The sequence below is a fragment of the Clostridium chromiireducens genome (assembly GCF_003575225.1).
In the GTDB taxonomy this organism is placed as follows: Bacteria; Bacillota; Clostridia; order Clostridiales; family Clostridiaceae; genus Clostridium; species Clostridium chromiireducens.
Genome location: NZ_QXDJ01000002.1, coordinates 1,261,821 through 1,281,628, shown reverse-complemented (window position 1 = coordinate 1,281,628; position 19,808 = coordinate 1,261,821). Strand labels below are relative to the sequence as shown.

Genomic DNA, 19,808 nt, shown 5'->3' with positions numbered 1-19,808 from the left:
TAACACCTCCTGTAACTCTCTAGCATTTCGCATGAGTAATTTCTTATTTTCATCGATTGCTAATATTATATATATTTTAATATTGTATTTTTTAGCGTATCAATATCAAATGGTTTAGATATATAATCGTCCATTCCTATTTCGATACATCTTTCCTTATCTCCATTCATAGAATAAGCTGTCATAGCAATAATATAAATATGCACCATTGTTTTTATCTCATTTGCCCTAATTATTTTAGTTGCATCATATCCATTTAATTCTGGCATTTGTATATCCATAAGGATTAAATCAAATGAATTATCTTTTAATTTCTCTAAAGCTTCTCTACCATCATATGCACCTTCAAATTCATATCCTAATTTTTCTACCATTGCACAAACTATCTTCATATTTATCTCATTATCTTCAACAATTAATATTTTTTTAGTCTTGTTAATAATTATTTTATTATCTTGTAAATCACAACTTGTCTCTTTATAATTTTTTGTATAATCCATTAAGAATTCAGCTGTAAAATAGAAAGTACTTCCCTTATTTTCAACACTATCAAACCATATATCACCCTTCATTAACTTTGCAATATCTCTTGAAATGGCAAGTCCTAATCCTGTACCATCATACTTTTTGGTAGAAGTCATATCCTGCTGAACAAATCTTTTAAAGATATCATTTTTAAACTCTTCTTTTATCCCAATACCGGTATCTTGTACTGAAAATTCCAAAATTAACTTGTTATTAGTGCTCTCTATTTTTTTGACCTTAAAAACAATTTGCCCACTTTTAGTAAATTTAATAGCATTATTAACAAGATTTATTAAAACTTGATTTAATCTAATCTCATCTCCTATCAAATTATAATTTATATATGGGTCTATGTAATAAGAAGCTTCTAAATTTTTGTTATTACAAGCTAAAGATAATTCTTTAGTAATTCTATTTAAAGTCCTTTTTATATCGAATGGTTTTACAGCAAGTTCAAATTTACCAGCTTCTATTTTTGAAATATCTAATATGGTATTTAAAATTCCTAATAGTACTCTAGATGAATAACTAAGCATCTCTAAATATTCTTTCTGATTTTTATTGAGCTTAGTTACCTTAAGTAAATCAATTACTCCAATTATTCCATTCATAGGAGTTCTAATTTCATGGCTGATATTAGCCAAAAATTCACTTTTAGCTTGGTTTGCCTTATCTGCCTCTCCCTTCGCTTCCTCTAACACCTGATAGTTAGACCTTAGCTCCTCTTCAATTGCAATAAGTTCCTCATATAAAGATGATATCTCCTCATATTTCTCTCTCAGTTCTTCTTCTACTTTTTTATTTTCTGTTACATCTCTTGTAATATTAGAAGCTCCAATTAATTTTCCAGCTAAATTATAGATGGGTGAAACTGTAATGGAAACATCTATTAATTCACCATTTTTCTTTTTTCTCTTAGATTCAAATCCTTTAATTTTTTCTCCATTTTTAATTTTTTTCATTATTTCACAAAAATCATTAATTTTATCTTCAGGAATTATTACTGATATATGTTTACCTAATACTTCCTCTCTTTTATACCCATATATTTTTTCTGCACCTAGATTCCAACTTGTTATAACACCTTCTAAATCTTTTCCTATGATTGCATCATCTGTATTTTCAACTAAGGAAGCTAATTTTCTAATCTCTTCTTCATTTTTTACTCTGTTGGTTATATCTCTTATTATACTTAAAACAAATATGCCCTTATTAATCTCTACACCTATTGATTTAACTTCAACCGGAAAGTTTGAACCATCTTTTCTATAGTGAATAGTCTCAAACTCAATTTCACCTAATTTAGCTTTTTCAAACTGTGTATTTGCTATATCAAGTTTTTCTTTATTTCTTAGTTCAAATATATTCATGGAAAGCAATTCATCTTCTTCATATCCATAAGAATTTATAGCTTTCAAATTAACCTTTAAAATCTTTCCCTCACTTGAAAAAAGAATTATAATATCATTTGCATTAAGTAATGCAGTTTGATATATTTGTAAATCATCATAATTTTTTTTTATTTCACCATTCATCCCTTTTACCCCCAAGCTTTAAATGCATCAATGTAGCAGATCGGAACTTAACATTGTATTGTTATAAGGACACGTTTATCCTCAAGTGTACAATTAATTTGATATGCTTTTATTGATTTTCATCATTTCTTCAAGTTCATCTTCACAAACTGGTTTACTAAAATAGTACCCTTGAATTACATTACATCCCAAATTCATTAGCACTTGAAGTTGTTCCCTTAATTCAACTCCCTCAGCTATGACCTTATATTTTAAGCTTTTAGATAGATTTAAAATACATTCTATTACAGCTCTATTTTTTTCGCTTTCAATGTTATCTATAAAAGATTTGTCTATTTTAAGAGTATTTATAGGTAAAACTGTTAGATAACTTAAAGAGGAATAACCTGTCCCGAAATCATCAATAGAGATATTTATATCTTTATTGATAAGCTCATGTAAGTCAGCAATTTTTTGATTATTTAATTTAATCAAAGTGCTTTCTGTTATTTCTATTTCAAGCAAATTTAAAGGTATCTCATTTTCTTTACAAACTTTTATTATCTTATCCTTAAAATTCGTCTCTTTAATCTGAATAGGAGAAACATTGACTGCTATATTGTTAAATTCATATTTTTTATCCTTAAATTCACGAATCTTTTTACAGACTTTATCTAATACCCATTCACCTATATCTACTATTATCCCGCTTTCCTCTGCTATAGGTATGAATTCCGCAGGGGATACAAATCCCAGTTTTTTGCTGTTCCATCTTAGCAAAGCTTCAAATGCGACTATCCTATTTTCTAAAGCATCAACTTGTGGCTGATATACAATGAATAGCTCTTCATTTTTAATTGATTCTTTTAATTCAACTTCAATCAGTATCCTTCGTGAATAGGCTTTACTTAAAGCTTCCTCAAAAAATGTATATGTATTTTTCCCATATTCTTTAGATTTAAACATTGCTAAGTCTGCAAATCTCATCAAATCATTCATATCAGCACTATCTTGTGGGAAAAGCGATATTCCTATACTTGCTGTCACATATATCTGTTTTTCATTAAGTTCAAATGGTTTTTTGCAATAGTTTAATAATGTATCACAAAACTTTTTTAAGTTTTCTATGGAATTTATTTTTTCTATAAGAACTATAAATTCATCTCCACCAACTCTATACACCCTACCATAGTCCTTAACACATATACTTAATAGTTGTGAAAAAACTTTTAGCATCAAATCCCCATAATCATGGCCTAAAGTATCGTTTATAGCTTTAAAATTATCTAAATCTATAAAAATTATTGCTCCTTCTTTATTAAGCTTGATGGTCTTATCTAAAATATCTTTAATATCCATTAGAAATAAAACTCTATTCGGAAGTTTAGTAAGAGAATCATAATATACACTTTCACTAGATATCTTTTGAGTCTTCTTTACTTCAGTAATATCACTTGCCACTCCAAATAGGCTTATTACTTCTCCGTTCTCGTCTTTTACCATATTTCCTTTGAAGAATATCCATTTCTCTTGATTCTTTTCAGTTATAATTCTAAATTGGCTTCTATAAAAAGATATTTTTCCTTCAATAAAAAAGTTCAAATCATTTATAGCTCTTTCTCTATCCTCATGTATTACTATTTTTCCGATAAAATCAAACAAATTATTAAAATGACATTCGGTGATTTTTTCCCATTCATTTGAGGCAAAAAACTTATCTTCCTTAATATTCCACTCCCAAACTGCAATACTTACTTCATCTACTACCTTCTTATACTTTTCAAGTATTTCTGTATAATCTAAATCATTATTTTTTATTTTCATACTAAAATTCTTTGCGCTCCTTATGTAGGTTTACTTTTATTTTCTTCTTTACCAATGAACTCTAATTTAAATTATTTAAATCTTTCATGTATTGAACTATTAGTTCATCTAAATATTGACTAATAAGTAATCTATCGTTTATAGTTTCTTCAGTCGCAGTCATGCAACATGCTTCATTTAAAAGTTCTCTTATCTCATTTATATGTCTATTCAGTTCAACTAGCTTGATAGATTTTTGTTTTATCCCCTCAAGTCTCTCTTCACATGTTCCTTCATCTATGATTGTTCTATTTCTACCACTAGCTTTGGCTTTATATAAATTTCTATCCACATTTAATAACACATCTGAGATACTTATATTGTTATCTTTAACACTATATACCCCAAAGCTTGCTGTTATATTAATTTCAATATCTTCATAAGTAAATACTTTATCTTCAATTAATTTCCTTATCTTTTCCGCAACTAAATAGGCATTCTTTGACTCGGTCCCATTTAACACAATTATGAATTCTTCTCCTCCAAAACGACCTACCCAGTCTGAGTTGTTTCTTATTGAGTTAAGTATTAAATTGGAGAAATCAGTTAATATCTTATCTCCAATAACATGTCCATATTTATCATTTATATTTTTAAAGAAATCTATATCAGCCATGATAACAGATAATGGTATGTTACTAACTTTGCTATTTTTAACGTCTGCAGGCAGCCTCTCATTTATATACCTTCGATTATATAATCCTGTTAATTCATCTTTAACTACCTTTTCGTTTATAGAGCTAATCATCTCTTCTACACAGTAAGAGTTTTCAGTTAATTTATGCAGTGCACTTCCGTTTTTAGTGATATCCTTTAATATTTCCATAATATATATTTTTCCTTCTATTTCCACTGGTGTTGCAGTTATTAAAACAATTTTCTCTTGGTCGTATTCAAGTTTTACGAATGTATCGTTATTTAAATATGCTCTCATTGATATACAATTTTCGCAAAAGGTATCCTTTCTCCATAGGGCATAACATGTTCCTTTTAATTGTTGTATTTCATTATCTTTTAAGATGGTTGTTTGTTTTTTTAAAGGATCAACAATTCTTATAACATCATACAAATTTTTAAAAATAGATAGCCTTTCTTTTACTTGATTAATTATCTCCATATATACCCTCCCTTTTTTAAACGAAATATATTTAAACCCATACCATAGAAACTTTTTATAAAATTTATAGTGACATTCTTCTTTTAACATTACATCAGCTCAAAATATATATCCCATAACCTAGCAATAGCCTCATCATTTACCTTTATATTTGAAGTTATCATTTCATAAAGTAAATAATTCTCTAATTTTTTACACTTTATTAGATAATCCTCAATATTATCATTTATAAATTTATCTTTATATTGATCCAAACCAATAATTTCTAAAATTATTTTATTTTCCTCTCCTGTATAAAACTTATATTTTTCTCGTATTACATTTGATATTTCCTCTGGCGGAAACAAGTGACATCTAAAGATGAATTTCCTTTTGGATATATCAGAAATATAGTACTCTAATTTCTTTTTTAGTAAAATATATAATTTTTCTTTTATTGAGATTTCCTGTTCAAATTCTTTCACACTTTGCAGAAAGTTTATGTAATCATTGCAAATCTCATCATAGATATAGAAAAATAAATCTTGTTTAGATTTATAATAAAAATATACTGTTGACGCTTTTACTCCTACTTCCTTACAAATGTCTCTGATATTAGTTGCTTCATATCCATTTTCCAAGAAAAGCTTAAAAGATGTATAAAATATTTTATCTCTTGTTGCATTTTCCAAAATGCTTACTCCTCTCGTAAATTATCTTTTTAAAGTTAATAATCTTATATTATTCCCTTTTAATTTACATTAATTACTACAAATTTCTATATAACGTTCGTTACATAAATAATATCATTGTATTTTTATTCATTCAATTTATTTTATATTGCATTTTCGCTTATAATTCGACTTTTTCAATTATATGTTTTAAAATCAATATTTAAATAATACTTGTATTTATGGAATTTATTCACTATACCTTAAATAAACTTAATCTTTAAATTAAAAAAACAGTACGTATTTCTAAGTACTGTTTTTTCTAAATTTATTTTCTTAAATTGAACTCAATAATTTCATATAATTTTTCTACTTCAAATGGTTTTACTAAATAATCATCCATATTTGCTTGAATACATTTTTCTTTATCTTCGCGCATTGAATATGCAGTGATTGCAATAATTGGTATATGTTTTCCTCCTAATCCCTCGTCTCTAATAATCTTTGTTGTTTCAAAACCATTTAATTCTGGCATTTGTATATCCATCAATATTATATCAACCTTATTATTTCTCAATATATGTAAAGCTTCATTTCCATTATATGCAGCAATATATTTATAACCTTTGCTTTTAATTATACTCTCCATGACCTCTTGACTAATTAAATTATCTTCAACATATAAAATCACTTTATCTTGATCAATCTTCTCCCTTGTGATTTTATTATTACTCATACTATTTGTTTTTAACCTATGTTTCTTAGTTTTATTTTTTTGAAATTCACAGGTAAAAATGAACGAGGATCCTTTATCTTCATTTTTTTCAAAATATATATCACCATTCATAAGTGCTGCAAAATGCTTTGAGATCGATAAGCTTAATCCTACACCAATATATTCATTTCTCGTAGATAGATCCCCTTGGCTAAAAGCATTAAATATCCTATCTCTAAAGTTCTCATCTATACCATTACCTGAATCCTTTATCCTAAATTCAATTTTTTCACTATATTCATCTTGTGAAATCACTTTTACTCTGAAAGATACATAACCTTGATTTGTAAATCTAACGGCATTAGTGATTAGATTAGATAGTATCTCTTTTAACTTTACCTGATCACCAATAATGTCAAAATCAATATTGGGATCAAGATTATATATTACTTCAAGCCCCTTAATATTTGCTGTAATCAAAAGACTATTATAAATATTATTTATTGTTTCCCTTAAGTTGAACCTCTCACTATTAAGTTTAAATCCACCAGATTCTATTTTAGAAACATCTAATAGATTATTAATAACTCTGAGCATAGTATTAGCCGAGTCATTTAATATTTTAATATATTTTGCTTGCTCCTCATTGTTATCTTCTAATTTGATAAGTTGTAATCCTGCAAGAATACCATTCATTGGCGTTCTTAGCTCATGACTTATATTAGCTAAAAATATTGACTTCGCTTTATTGGCATATTCTGCCCTTTCCTTTAATAATTCCAATTGTTCACACTTTTCAACAAGTTTCTTCTCTATTAATTTTCTATCAGTAATATCTCTATATATCGCAGTTACTCCTGAAAAAGCCCCATTTTCATCATAAATCGGTGACGCTGAAATCGAAAGATTTACTATAGTACCATCCTTAGCAAATCTTACAGTTTCATAATCCTTAACTATTTTACCTTGAGAAAGCATGTCTATTAATTTTCGTGATTCTTCTAATATCTCTTCTGAAAGTAATTCACTCATATTTTTTCCTATAACTTCTTCCTTTTTGAAGCCAAATGTGGTTTCTGCACCCTTACTCCAATAAGAAATATCCATATCTTTATTAAAAATGATAAATGGATCATCAATTATATCTAAAGATATTGAAAATATTCTTGCATCTTTATATACCTTCTCCATATCAGAAATATCTCTTATAATACTCACTACCATATCTTTAGATTTCTTATTGCTATATATAGATCTTACTTCAACTGGAAACTTAGATCCATCTTTTCTGTAGTGGTATGTTTTAAATCTTATTCCTCTATCTAATGCTTTATTTAATTGCTTTTGAGTAAATTCCCTGGTATCTTCATTTCTGAGAGTAAAGACATCTAAATTAGTTAATTCATCAAATGAATATCCATATATTTCAATCGCTTTCTTATTTCCATAAAGAATCCTGCCATCTTTATCAACCACAAGAATAATATCTAATGTATTTTCAATAAGTTCCTTGCTTCTTGAAAACATCTTACTATCTCTAAGAAATATATTATTATATGACAGATCTTCTAATATTGATCTACTCATACTTTACACCATCCTTTTATTGTTTATTTTTCTAGTATACCATCTATTGTACTATTAAGAAAATAATGTCCATATAATTAAATTATTGTAAATATAACACAAAAAGTTAATAAAATTAAATTCAAAGCAAAAGAAACTTTAAATAATAAACAATTACAAAAAAAAAGTGCTATTAACACTTTCTTTTTAGGCACATGAAAATAAATAACAAGTCCAAAGTTGCCATGATTATTTTTCATCAGGCAAGGAGGTAAATTGCCCTCATAGCGGGCCTATTAGGTCAATTTGGTGACGAAGGATGATGGAAAATAGGCTGGCAAATGGACTTGTTATTTTTTTGAATGTGCCTTAACAATTAGAAATTAAAATACCTGCTCCTTAAATCTTTTATTACTTCGGTGTTTGTGCTAAACGTTGCTCCTTCGTCTCTAGTATCCTTTGAATCGCTATCATATTCTCCTGAAAAAGATAATAAATTAAAACTTGTTTCTATATAATAGCTTTCATCACAGATTAAAAGCTTATTATGAGAATTAACTTTTCTTATCTTAAATCTATTCCCATAATGTTTAAATTTTTCTTCTAATTTTTTAGCTATTCTATCACTATTTTTATTCTTATTACTATTTTCTCTTTTAAAGTGATACGATGAACTATTCTCCCCTATGCCATAGATAATTTTGATAGCTCCTCCTCTTGTAAGTAAACCTTCCATCATCTCTATTAAATTTTCATTAACAACATAATTATTCATCCAAGGGCTTGCAATATTCAGCTCATGCTTTGCATCTGAAAAAGCTTTAATAAAATGATCTCTGATTTCCCTATTCTGTAAATGATATTCTTCATACTTACTAGCAATTTCATTTAATGTTCCCAATATTTCTTTATTCAAAGGCTCTATATTTTTTATTATATACTTTTCATCCTCATAACATATATATAAATCACATATTTTTTCAACACTAAATTTATGTATTTCATATGTTTTTTCAATAGTTATTTCGTCTTTATCTAATTTATCTATAATTGCTTCTATCTCGGCAAGACTTTCCTTGTCAAAAAATATTAATCCATTTATAGCTTTTATATCAATGTGTATATTTTTATATTCAAAAAATCTTTGGTATAAACTATTCTTTTTGCAATTAATAACTGAGTTTAGATCATTAGATGTTATTAAGCAATAATCCATATCCTTTATTTCATCATCATATTTTAATAACTCAGTTTCATATCTTTCAAGTTCAAGTTTTTTAGCCTTAAATTCTTCAAATTGCTTTTTTGCTGATTCTAAATTAAGATCTTCTTTATTTTCCGATTTTACATTTTTTATTCTATGTTTAATTATATTTTTAATTCCAGATAATTTTTCACTCAAAAAAGTTCTTGAAAATTTATTATTTTCTTTATTTCCTTCGGAGTATAGTAAATTATTCTTCATATAAATTCACCTCATTTGTTTACTATTCTGGATTTTGTTTTTTTATTTACCCTAATTTTACATACTCCAATTACATACGTCAATCAATATTTTAGCAATGTTAAAGGGCTGAAAGTTAAACTTATATATATAACTTTCAGCTCAAATATAATTAATATTTCTTATTAAATTTTCTTGTTTATTTAGTATTTTTCATTAGAAAGTTACCTAATTCTTTATCAGAACTCATAATATGATCTTTGCACCATTTAACCATCTTTTGTTGTGTATTTATTACAAATAATGATGATACTCCAGTACTTTCAAAAGTTCTTCTCAATTCTTTCAGCTCATTTTTAAATTCTTCATGTTGTTTATGTTGTATATTCAATTTGGGATAATTATTCTTCCTTTGAATTTCCTCTTCATCAGTAAAATGTTTAACCACATATTCCTCAAGAAAATCTAAAGTTGTAATTACTTCTCCTTTACCTTTTCCTTCCTTCATAGCTTCTAATAATTTATTCAATCGATAAAATAATTCTTTATGCTGTTCATCAATATTATTATTCCCTACTGCGAATGTATTGTTCCAATTTAATATCATAATGTCCCCTCCTTCATCGATAAAACTAGTATCTAGTATTTATTTCTTTTTTTAATTTGCTATTATTAATAATTTGTACTTTACAGCCTTACAAAATAAATACTGACAATAGATTCCCAATTGATGCATTAATACTAATTATAACTTTCTCTAATATTTTTACGAACTTTTAAGTTTTTTCTAAATATTCTGAAAATATATGCCAAAAAAATTATAAGTATATCTAATTATAAGCTGGACACATACTTTTTATAATACTTAGAATATCGTTTACTTTTAAATTCGATTTATATAAATAACAGATATAATTAATCTACAAAAACATATTCTTTAACAATATCTTCTGGTAATTCTTTATAATCAAATGGAGTTATATCATCTATATGAAAATTAGTTAACTCCTTTACTTTTATTAATACCCTGTCCATTTTACATAGAAAATCTTCTTTTTCATCCGCTTTAATAACAAAACTATTAAATGGTATATCATATTTTTCAACAAATTCTAAATTTAAATTAACAATCCAACTTTTCATATATATCATCCTTCCACCTATAATTTAAGCTGTTTCGTGTAATATTTAAATCTTATATAATAAGCTAACTAAATTTAATACTACAAAAATCACCTTTCATTATAATAATTATTTTTATACAGTAAGTAATTCTACATTTTTTCACCAAATCCTTTATTTTTTTCACTTTTTATTCACTTTATATATTTTTTTACTACATTTCCAAATTAAAATGCAGTCATATTATGACTGCATCTTAAACTTGAGAGAGTTAAGGTAATGGGGTTCATTGAATGTTCTGTATTTTGAATAATTTTATCTTTTGTTCATAACTGTATGTCCTATGCGATTTTTAACTTCTTTTGTATACTCATATAATAACATAATATTACAAAATAATCTATACTTATTAATAATAATTATCCTGTATTTTTTCGACATTTATATAAATAAGAGCCTATTCTCCATAAGCTCTTATAAAAATGAAATTTAATTTTTATAGCCTTTTAATAAAAAACTCCCCGAACTATTTTAACGTTTTAGAAGCGCTTCATTCCATAAACTTTCATCTCTAAATCCTACAAGAACAGAATTTTCTCCTACTACAATTGGTCGTTTAACTAACATTCCATTTGTTGAAAGAAGTTTTAATTGATCTTCTTCAGAAAGTTCCTTAAGCTTTTGGCTTAAATTCATTTCCTTATACAAAGTTCCACTCGTGTTGAAAAATTTCTTAATTGGGAGCCCACTCTTTTTTATCCATTCTTGAAGCTCTTCCATGGTTGGATTATTATCCGCTATATGTCTATCCTCATAATCAACTTTATTCTCATCTAACCATTTTTTTGCACGCCTGCAAGTTGTGCACTTTGGGTATTCTACAAATAAGTAACTCATCACTTTTCCTCCATCTCTTACTAATACTAAATTTCAAATAAATATTTAACTAATTATATTCTATTTTTTTTAACAATTCTATACATTTTTTAATTATTTATTCCTTCTCGCGTACTCATATTTCCATATCTTTTCTTGAGGAATTAATGTAAATTTAAAATAATATCTAGAATCCTTTTCAGCTAATATACTAATATAATTACCAAATGATTTATTAAATAAAATTCAACTTAAAAGTTAAACTAAATATTAATAAAAAATATATTTATTAAATATGCTTGGAGGATTTAAATGAAAATATTAAATAAATTATTACTATTATTAACGGTATTCATATTATTTTTTCGTAACATTGAAAACACATCATATGCTTATAATTTCTCAATTCAGAAGCCAATACGAGCTGCTGTATTTTTAGATAATTTTAATGATTTATTTATCTCAGCTGCAAAAGAAAGCTTAGAAAATATTCAAAAAGAAAATCAAAATTCAATCGAATTTACTTTTTTTGATTCAAAAGGAAACCAAGTTACTGAGAATGAAAATATTGATATTGCACTTAATGAGAGCTTCGATCTTTTTGTTGTTAATCCAATCACTACTAAAGTTGAAGAAATTGAAAATACACTAAATAAAATTATGAAATCTAATATTCCGTTAATTATCTATCTCCCTGCTGTTTCATCTATTATGAACGTTATTCGACCTTATCAAAGAGCTGTTATTATAACTGGAGATGTTGAACAAGGTGGTATTTTAGAAGGAAAAGTTTTAGCAGATGCATGGAATTCTAACAGAGAAATTATGGACAAAAACAGTGATAATGTGATGCAATATGTGATGCTTCAAGGAAAGTCAAATAATATATCTACCATTGCCAAAACTAAATACTCTATACGGGCACTTAATGAAGATGAAATTAAAACGCAAGAACTTTTATCAACTGTTTGCAATTGGAGTAAAGACTGTGCGAAAACTACAATAGAATCTTCATTTCTAGCTCTTGGTAATAAAATAGAAGCAATAATATCTAATAATGATGATATGGCCATAGGAGCAATTGAAGCACTCCAAAAATATGGTTTTAATAAAGGCGGTAATTCAAAATTTATTCCAGTTGTAGGCATTGGTGCTTCATTAAAAGCTAAAGAACTAGTTGATAAGGGCTTTATGACCGGTCTTATAGTTGAGGATCTGCAAACTCAGGCAAAAGCTATTTATGAGGTTGGAATGAATCTAGTTTATGGTAAAAATCCTATTAGCGGCACAAACTTTAAATTTGATGAAACAGGAATTACAATAAAAATACCTTATTACAAATATACAAAATAATAATATATTGAATTAGTATATAGTATGAACTTAATTTTTTAGAACATATAAAATTTAAGAATTCTATTTCGCGATTATAAATTTGTTAAAAGAGTAATATCCATGACTATTTAAATAAATGGTTAATATATAATAGACATTTATTTTATTAAAATCCATTACTTGACATAAAATAATACATATTATATGCTATTATCATAGTATACCCGTAGGAATATTCGTTTTGTCATTTCAAAATATCACTTCTCATAAACACTAATATTGAAAAAATAATTGTGCTTTTTACCTAGAAAACCAAGTAAATATATATGTAAAGTCTAATAGTATTTCGATATTTATTTACTATTATTAATATTTAAAATAAAATAGGAGGAATGAATATGTTACTTAAAGAAAAATATAAATTACTTAAGGATATTATTAAGAAAAGAGAAAGTGCTGCTATAGCTTTTTCCGGAGGTGTAGATAGTACTTTTCTTTTAAAAGTGGCAAAAGAAGTTTTAGGTGATAATGTAATTGCTGTTACAGCAACCTCTTCAACTTATCCAAAAAGAGAATTAAATGAAGCAATAAAATATGCTAAGGATGTTAATGCTAAACATCTTGTAATTTCCTCTGAAGAATTAGAGATTGAAGGCTTTGCTATGAATCCAAAGAATAGATGTTATTATTGTAAAAAAGAACTCTTTACAAAAATAAATAATCTCGCATTGGAAAATGGAGTTAGATATGTGTTCGATGGTTCAAACCTTGATGATACTGGAGATTACAGACCTGGTATGGTGGCCGCCAAGGAGCTTAATGTTATAAGTCCACTTAAAGAAGCTGGATTAACTAAAAATGATATACGCGAATTATCTAAGGAACTTGGACTCCCGACTTGGGATAAGCCTTCGTTTGCTTGTTTATCTTCTAGGTTTCCTTATGGTAACAAAATTACTTTACCAAAACTAACTATGGTCGATAAAGCTGAACAGTTTCTATTGGATTTAGGTATAACTCAAGTTAGAGTAAGGCATCATGGAGAAATTGCAAGAATTGAGGTAGCCCCAACTGAAAGAGAGAAATTTTATAATCAAAAATTTATGGATCGTATAGGTAACGAATTTAAAAAACTAGGTTTCACATATGTTACTTTAGACTTACTTGGATATAGAACTGGAAGCATGAATGAAACTCTATCCGAAGAGGACAAACTATTGTAAAAGTTTATCTATCTATACTAACCATTATAACTGTATACCTCTACTATTCTAATTTCCAGTATAACTCTTGCACAATATTTTAAACTTATGAATAATATGAATAATACGTAATTAGGAGGTATCATAATAATGGAAATACCAACTATTATGAATAGTATTATTTCTTTGTTCTTAATAATTTTAGTGGGCGTATATGGAAGTAAAAAGGGAATTATAAATAGTAAGGTAACCAAAAGCTTAACAGATATACTATTAGATATTACACTTCCCTGCATGATTATTTCATCCTTTAGCTTTCAATATGATCCTGGTGTTAAAATTAATATTCTTAAGACCTTTTACTATAGCTTTTCAGCATATGCTATAATTGGAATTTCGTCCTTTATGTTAATGTTTCCAGTAAAAAATGAAAAAAGGATTATATTACACTTTGCAAATATATTTACTAATACTGGTTACATCGGTTTTCCTGTACTAAATGCAGTATATGGGCCTGAGGCTGTTATGTATGGTTCAATTTTCAATATCTTTTTCACGATTCTTCTTTGGACCTATGGAGTTATGATATTTAAAGGAAATATAGAGAAAATGAATCTAGCAAAGGAAATGTTAAAAGCACTTAAAAATCCCTCACTTATTGCTGTTTACATTGGAGTATTCATAATGATCTTCGATCTAAAACTGCCAGAGGTAATTTCAGCAAGTGCTAATTCTATCGGTAACATGACAGGACCTTTATCCATGATAATAGTTGGTGCACTGTCTTATAAAATAAAATTAAAGGAATATTTACGAGACTGGACCCTATACTATGGCCTAACTGCTAAACTAATCATAATCCCAATAATTTTATATTTCATATCCCAATTAATAAATGACAGAACTATAGTTTCAAATTCTGTTATCATTCTTGCTTCAATGCCTGCTGCAGCAATGACTTCCATATTTGCAGACAGCTTTAACATAAAGAGAGAATATGCATCTGTATTTGTAGTTGCTACTACTTTATTTTCTATATTTACCTTGCCTGTACTTTTGAAAATAATCATGTAAAGTATCCTAATCATGAAACAAAAAGTATATATAAAAGAGAATTCACCTAAGCGAATTCTCTTTCTGCAATAATACTTAATTTCAATTTATTTCTTAACGAATGTACCTGCTTTAATTTTATCTACTATTTCTAAATATTTAGCTTGAACATCTTTTGGTACTTTATCACTAAATGACCCAACACTTAAACACCCATTTTCAATATTTCCATAAATAGTTTTCTTACCAAACTTACCATTTACAATATCATCCATACATAATTTTATCATTGTAGCATTATCTGTTAATACACTAGAAATAACCACTCCTGATTTATCATCTTTTGCTAGATCACTTGGTTGACCGATATCAAACGTATTTGGATGACCAGCTAATGCTTGACGCGCACCTGAGTCAACTGCACTTGCATCACCAAACATTACATCTACATTGTTTGTTGTTACCATAGAATTTGCGATTTCCATTCCCTTTGCAGTATCACTAAATGAACCAGCATAAGCTGCTGAAACTTTGATGTTAGGATTAACAACTTTTGCTGCCGCTTCATAACTTGCAAGTTTTGCTTTAGTAGTATCTAATTCCATACCACCAATAAAACCAATATTGTTTGTTTTACTCATAAGCCCTGCAAGAGCACCTGCCATTTGCCCTATTTGATCGGCATCTGGTAAAAGAGATACTATGTTGTCTGTTTCAATTGTACCATTTAATAATGCAAAGTGCACATCAGGATAATCTTTTGCTACTTCTTTTACTGCATCCGAGTATTGATTACCAGGTGCAAAAATTAAGTCATATCCCAAATCTGCATAAGATCTTATACTTTGAGCAAAATCTGCTGTTTTAAGACCATCAGTATATTGAGTTTCAAACCCCTTTTCTTTTGCAGCTGCTACCATAGCATTGTAACATGCTGCACCCCATCCACCATCTGAAATTGTTGAATCTGCAATCATAGCAACTTTATAAGTTTTCTTTTTTGCATCATTTGATTCCTTAGCTGATGTATCAGCAGTTTTCGAGGCACCACACCCAGTTAATAATGCAACTAATGTGCACATTGCTAAAAATAATGATAATAATTTTTTCATATTTGTCCCCTCCATTTGTTTATTGATTACTTTTTATCTATATTATTGTAGGTAAAACCCATAATTTAGACATCTCATATTAACGTTCTTCTCTGAAATATGGTTTTCCATTTGCTTTTGGACCTGCTTTTTTGATTCCAAAGAATGCTAAAGCAAATAATGTACATAAATATGGAATCATTGCCAGAAGCTGATAAGGTGTCCCCGAACTAGCTATCTGCATACGTAACTGAAGAGCATCGGCAAATCCGAATAATAATGCAGCAAGCAGCACTCCACCTGGCATCCATCTTCCAAAGATTACTGCAGATAATGCTATAAATCCTCTCCCTGAAACTACCCCATCTGAATATGTGTTAATGTAGCATGTTGTAAGGTATGCGCCTCCAATACCTGCCAAAGCTCCACATATGATGCATGCAATATATTTCTGTCTAATTACATGGATTCCTAAGGACTCTGCCGCTTTAGGAAATTCACCAACAGCTTTAAAATTTAATCCTGCTTTTGTCTTATTTAAAAATATTGCAGTTATAGGAACCATTAAGTATGTAAAATAAACTATCGGTGTATGATTAAAGAATACTTTCCCTAGTATTGGTATACTTGATAATAAAGGAATAGTTAATGGATCCATCAATGCACCTTGTATTAATGTCGAATTAACACCAAAATAAATTTTATAAATAAATGACGCTATTGCAGGTGCAAATATATTAATTGCCATACCATATACTATCTGTTCTGCACAAAGATGGATTACACAAAAAGCATAAATCATATTCACAACTACGCCTCCAACTGCTCCTGCTAAAATTCCAAGGTAAGGATTCCCAGTGGTATAACCTACTAAAAATCCAATCAAAGCGCCGAAGGCCATTATGCCATCAAGACCAATATTTACAAGTCCAGCACGTTCTGAATAAAGTTCAGCAAGTGCAACTATAAGAATAGGTGTTGCCATACGAACTGTTGATAAAAGCAATTCCTGAATAAATCCTACATTAAATATATAACCCATTATCCTTCCACCACCTTTGCTTGTTTCTTTGATGTTATATTAATAAAAAATTGTTTAACCCTAGGAAGGTTAACAAGTGCACTTCCTGCTACTGCAAAAACAATAACTAATGCTTGAATAATGTCTATTACCGATGTTGGCATTCCTGTCCCTACCTGCATTGTATTTGCTCCAGTACGCAGTACTGCAAAAAGATATGCTACGAGAACAGTTCCTATTGGGTTTAGCTGACCAATAAGGGCTATTGCTACACCATCAAAACCATATCCAGTTCCAAAACCAGCCATTAAACGATATTGAACACCGTGAAGTTCAACGCTTCCACCAAGTCCAGCTATCGCTCCTGAAACAATAAATGCTAAAAGCATGTACCTTTTAACTGAAAAGCCATTGTACATTTAAGCTGTGTCATTTAAACCTACTGCACGAAGTTTAAATCCTTTTGACGTATAAAATAGGAAGTAATATATTATAATAGCTAAAACTATGGCTATTATAAACCCTGCATGGACATTTGATCCCTCAAATATTCGTCCTAATTTCAAATTATCATCAACTGCTTGTGTTTGTGGAACACTACCTTCTCTTAATGGCCCAGAATAAAGATATCCCATAAAAAGTATTGCTACATAATTAAGCATAATGCTTACTATCATTTCATTTAGACCTCTTGTGATCCTTAAGATTCCTGGAATAGCTCCCCATATTCCACCTACTATGATTCCAAGTATCAAGCTTAATATTATAAGTGGAACTCCTGATATTCCTTTTACAGTTATTGAAACCCATATACTAGTTACAGCTCCCATAACAAACTGGCCTTCTGCTCCTAAGTTAAAAACTCCACATCTATATGCAAAGGTTGCTGCAAGACCTGTGAAAATTAATGGAGTAGCTTTAACTAACGTCTTTCCAATGTTTGCAGAATTCCCAAGGGCTCCTTTAAATAAATAAGTAAATGCTTCACTAGGATTTCCTCCAATACCAGCAATCAATATTGCACCAACTATAAAAGCAAATATCATGGCTATAATTGGTATTAAGATTTTTATTAAAATATTCTTTAATTTCATACTAATGCTTCCTCCAAGCTCTCTTTAGTTCTTCCAGCTATAGCAAGTGAAATTTCATTAATCAGAGGATTTTCACCTGAAAATGTGCCTACAATCTTTCCTTCAAACATTACTATAATTCTATCTGACAATTTTAATACTTCATCAAAATCAGCACTTATAAGTAATACCCCACAGCCTTTATCTCTAGAATCTATCATCTTATCATGAACATACCTTGTAGCACCTATATCAAGTCCTCTTGTAGGGTGAACTGCTACTAATAAATCCGGATTTTCTTCCATTTCTCGTGCAAGGATAACCTTTTGCTGATTTCCACCTGAAAGATTTCTTGTTTCTTGTTCTACTGAGTCACATCTGATGTCATATTTCTCTTTCATTTTATTTGCATACTCAGTTATTGCTTTCTTCTTTAAAAATAATCCCTTACCTAAGGAGAATTGTGCTTTTTCAGTGGCTTTAAGGACAATATTTTCCTTTATACTCATATTTCCTACTAGGCCCATCTTATTTCTATCTTCAGGCACATGGGAAACATTTGAGTTAATAAAATTCTCTGGTAAGAATTTTGAAATCTTCTTTGACTTCAAAAAAACTTGTCCATTATCTGGTGAAATAACTCCTGTTATCAGTTGAGCCAACTGAGATTGACCATTCCCATCAACGCCTGCAATACCAACTATTTCTCCTTTACCAACAGTGAGTGAGATATCGCATAACCCATTATGTTTTGATTTCTTATTATAATCTACATGTTCTATAGCGATAACATCTTCTGTTGTTTTTTTAACTTTTTTATATTCGCTTTGAACCAATTCTCGTCCTATCATAAGACTTGCAAGTTCTTCTGAATTTGTTTTGCTTTTATCCAAAGTTTTGATTGTCTGACCCGCTCTAAGAATAGTAATTCTATCACTAATTTCTAGAACTTCTCTCATCTTATGAGATATAAAAATGACAGATTTCCTTTCACTTGTAAGTTTTCTGATAATTTTAAATAGTCCGTCAACTTCTATGTCTGTTAAAGCTGCTGTAGGTTCATCTAAAACCAAAAGCTCTGCTCCTCTATATAAAGCCTTAAGTATTTCTACTCTCTGCTGCTCACCTACTGAAATTTCAGTTATTTGTTTATCTAGCTCTACATTCAATTCATATTTTTCAGCTAATTCCATAATTTCTTTCTTAATAGTATCTTTTTTAATAAAAATAGATTTGTCTTTTGTAGTTCCTAAAATTATGTTTTCAAAGACTGTCATAGCCTCAATAAGCATAAAATGTTGATGAACCATTCCAATTCCCATATTAACTGCCTTTGCAGGAGAATCTATTTTCACTTTATTTCCGTGAAGATATAAATTTCCTTTAGTTGGCTGGTATAGGCCAACAAGAATATTCATGAGTGTGCTCTTTCCTGCGCCATTTTCACCTAAAAGAGTATGAACCTCACCTTCATTTACTATTAAATTGATGTCCTTATTTGCAAAGACATCACCGAACCTCTTCGTTATATTTTCCATCCTAAGAAATTCCACTCTATTGCCCCCCAATTTAATACTTTATTAAAATAAAAAAAGCCTTACTCCATAAATTATGGAATAAGACGCCCTTGTCTAATTTAAA

At 28.7% G+C, this 19,808-nt stretch carries 15 protein-coding genes and 1 pseudogene; 3 read left to right on the top strand and 13 right to left on the bottom strand.

The features are described from left to right. Positions 1-65 precede the first annotated feature (65 nt). The 9 genes from D2A34_RS11155 to D2A34_RS11115 all read right to left on the bottom strand — a co-directional run bounded on the left by D2A34_RS11155 (position 66) and on the right by D2A34_RS11115 (position 11,413). On the bottom strand, positions 66-2,060 hold the full coding sequence (locus D2A34_RS11155; RefSeq protein WP_119366627.1) for a PAS domain S-box protein: 1,995 nt from the start codon (positions 2,058-2,060) through the stop codon (positions 66-68). A 93-nt stretch (positions 2,061-2,153) separates the two neighbouring features. Beyond that, positions 2,154-3,863 carry a sensor domain-containing protein gene (locus tag D2A34_RS11150; protein ID WP_079439000.1) on the bottom strand — a complete coding sequence of 570 codons (1,710 nt, stop codon included), beginning with the start codon at positions 3,861-3,863 and terminating at the stop codon, positions 2,154-2,156. Positions 3,864-3,924: 61 nt separating this feature from the next. Further along, positions 3,925-5,019 carry a GGDEF domain-containing protein gene (locus D2A34_RS11145; protein ID WP_119366626.1) on the bottom strand — a complete coding sequence of 365 codons (1,095 nt, stop codon included), beginning with the start codon at positions 5,017-5,019 and terminating at the stop codon, positions 3,925-3,927. A gap of 89 nt (positions 5,020-5,108) precedes the next feature. Beyond that, positions 5,109-5,690, bottom strand: a complete 582-nt coding sequence (locus tag D2A34_RS11140; RefSeq protein ID WP_079438998.1) for a TetR/AcrR family transcriptional regulator — start codon at positions 5,688-5,690, stop codon at positions 5,109-5,111. A 307-nt stretch (positions 5,691-5,997) separates the two neighbouring features. Continuing rightward, entirely contained in the window at positions 5,998-7,971 is a 1,974-nt protein-coding gene (locus D2A34_RS11135) for a PAS domain-containing hybrid sensor histidine kinase/response regulator (RefSeq protein ID WP_119366625.1), read from the bottom strand. Between the two features lie 355 nt (positions 7,972-8,326). Further along, positions 8,327-9,415 carry a phospholipase D-like domain-containing protein gene (locus D2A34_RS11130; RefSeq protein ID WP_119366624.1) on the bottom strand — a complete coding sequence of 363 codons (1,089 nt, stop codon included), beginning with the start codon at positions 9,413-9,415 and terminating at the stop codon, positions 8,327-8,329. A 178-nt stretch (positions 9,416-9,593) separates the two neighbouring features. Next, positions 9,594-10,001 (bottom strand): bacteriohemerythrin, encoded by a 408-nt coding sequence (locus tag D2A34_RS11125; protein WP_079438995.1) that lies wholly within the window; start codon positions 9,999-10,001, stop codon positions 9,594-9,596. A 308-nt stretch (positions 10,002-10,309) separates the two neighbouring features. Beyond that, positions 10,310-10,537 (bottom strand): hypothetical protein, encoded by a 228-nt coding sequence (locus D2A34_RS11120; RefSeq protein WP_079439021.1) that lies wholly within the window; start codon positions 10,535-10,537, stop codon positions 10,310-10,312. A 510-nt stretch (positions 10,538-11,047) separates the two neighbouring features. Continuing rightward, positions 11,048-11,413, bottom strand: coding sequence for an arsenate reductase family protein (locus D2A34_RS11115; RefSeq protein ID WP_079438994.1), 366 nt, complete (start codon positions 11,411-11,413; stop codon positions 11,048-11,050). A gap of 291 nt (positions 11,414-11,704) precedes the next feature. On the opposite strand from D2A34_RS11115, the gene D2A34_RS11110 reads away from it, so the two are divergent. From D2A34_RS11110 to D2A34_RS11100, 3 genes are all read left to right on the top strand, one after another. Then, complete coding sequence (locus D2A34_RS11110; protein ID WP_079438993.1) at positions 11,705-12,745, top strand: galactose ABC transporter substrate-binding protein; 1,041 nt, start codon at positions 11,705-11,707, stop codon at positions 12,743-12,745. Positions 12,746-13,125: 380 nt separating this feature from the next. After that, positions 13,126-13,950: an ATP-dependent sacrificial sulfur transferase LarE gene (gene larE, locus D2A34_RS11105; protein ID WP_119366623.1), complete on the top strand. Its 825-nt coding sequence runs from the start codon at positions 13,126-13,128 to the stop codon at positions 13,948-13,950. A gap of 129 nt (positions 13,951-14,079) precedes the next feature. Beyond that, on the top strand, positions 14,080-15,003 hold the full coding sequence (locus tag D2A34_RS11100; RefSeq protein ID WP_079438991.1) for an AEC family transporter: 924 nt from the start codon (positions 14,080-14,082) through the stop codon (positions 15,001-15,003). Positions 15,004-15,089: 86 nt separating this feature from the next. Here the strand turns inward: D2A34_RS11100 and D2A34_RS11095 are convergent, their stop codons facing one another. The 4 genes and pseudogenes from D2A34_RS11095 to D2A34_RS11080 all read right to left on the bottom strand — a co-directional run bounded on the left by D2A34_RS11095 (position 15,090) and on the right by D2A34_RS11080 (position 19,720). Further along, a complete protein-coding gene (locus D2A34_RS11095) occupies positions 15,090-16,094 on the bottom strand; it encodes a BMP family protein (protein ID WP_119366622.1) in 1,005 nt (334 codons plus the stop codon). 79 nt (positions 16,095-16,173) lie between these two features. Further along, entirely contained in the window at positions 16,174-17,115 is a 942-nt protein-coding gene (locus tag D2A34_RS11090) for an ABC transporter permease (protein ID WP_079438989.1), read from the bottom strand. Next, positions 17,115-18,140 (bottom strand): annotated as a pseudogene (locus D2A34_RS11085) (ABC transporter permease). The gene D2A34_RS11090 and the pseudogene D2A34_RS11085 overlap by 1 nt, the downstream one beginning before the upstream one ends. Before the next feature lie 44 nt (positions 18,141-18,184). Then, positions 18,185-19,720 (bottom strand): ABC transporter ATP-binding protein, encoded by a 1,536-nt coding sequence (locus D2A34_RS11080; RefSeq protein WP_243128319.1) that lies wholly within the window; start codon positions 19,718-19,720, stop codon positions 18,185-18,187. Positions 19,721-19,808: the final 88 nt, after the last annotated feature.

Excerpts from the sequence above, each read along its gene's own strand:
- D2A34_RS11155 (WP_119366627.1), bottom strand. The coding sequence starts at position 2,060 with ATGAATGGTGAAATAAAAAAAAATTATGATGATTTACAAATATATCAA.
- D2A34_RS11150 (WP_079439000.1), bottom strand. The coding sequence starts at position 3,863 with ATGAAAATAAAAAATAATGATTTAGATTATACAGAAATACTTGAAAAG.
- D2A34_RS11145 (WP_119366626.1), bottom strand. The coding sequence starts at position 5,019 with ATGGAGATAATTAATCAAGTAAAAGAAAGGCTATCTATTTTTAAAAAT.
- D2A34_RS11135 (WP_119366625.1), bottom strand. The coding sequence starts at position 7,971 with ATGAGTAGATCAATATTAGAAGATCTGTCATATAATAATATATTTCTT.
- D2A34_RS11130 (WP_119366624.1), bottom strand. The coding sequence starts at position 9,415 with ATGAAGAATAATTTACTATACTCCGAAGGAAATAAAGAAAATAATAAA.
- D2A34_RS11125 (WP_079438995.1), bottom strand. The coding sequence starts at position 10,001 with ATGATATTAAATTGGAACAATACATTCGCAGTAGGGAATAATAATATT.
- D2A34_RS11120 (WP_079439021.1), bottom strand. The coding sequence starts at position 10,537 with ATGAAAAGTTGGATTGTTAATTTAAATTTAGAATTTGTTGAAAAATAT.
- D2A34_RS11115 (WP_079438994.1), bottom strand. The coding sequence starts at position 11,413 with ATGAGTTACTTATTTGTAGAATACCCAAAGTGCACAACTTGCAGGCGT.
- D2A34_RS11110 (WP_079438993.1), top strand. The coding sequence starts at position 11,705 with ATGAAAATATTAAATAAATTATTACTATTATTAACGGTATTCATATTA.
- larE (WP_119366623.1), top strand. The coding sequence starts at position 13,126 with ATGTTACTTAAAGAAAAATATAAATTACTTAAGGATATTATTAAGAAA.
- D2A34_RS11100 (WP_079438991.1), top strand. The coding sequence starts at position 14,080 with ATGGAAATACCAACTATTATGAATAGTATTATTTCTTTGTTCTTAATA.
- D2A34_RS11095 (WP_119366622.1), bottom strand. The coding sequence starts at position 16,094 with ATGAAAAAATTATTATCATTATTTTTAGCAATGTGCACATTAGTTGCA.
- D2A34_RS11090 (WP_079438989.1), bottom strand. The coding sequence starts at position 17,115 with ATGGGTTATATATTTAATGTAGGATTTATTCAGGAATTGCTTTTATCA.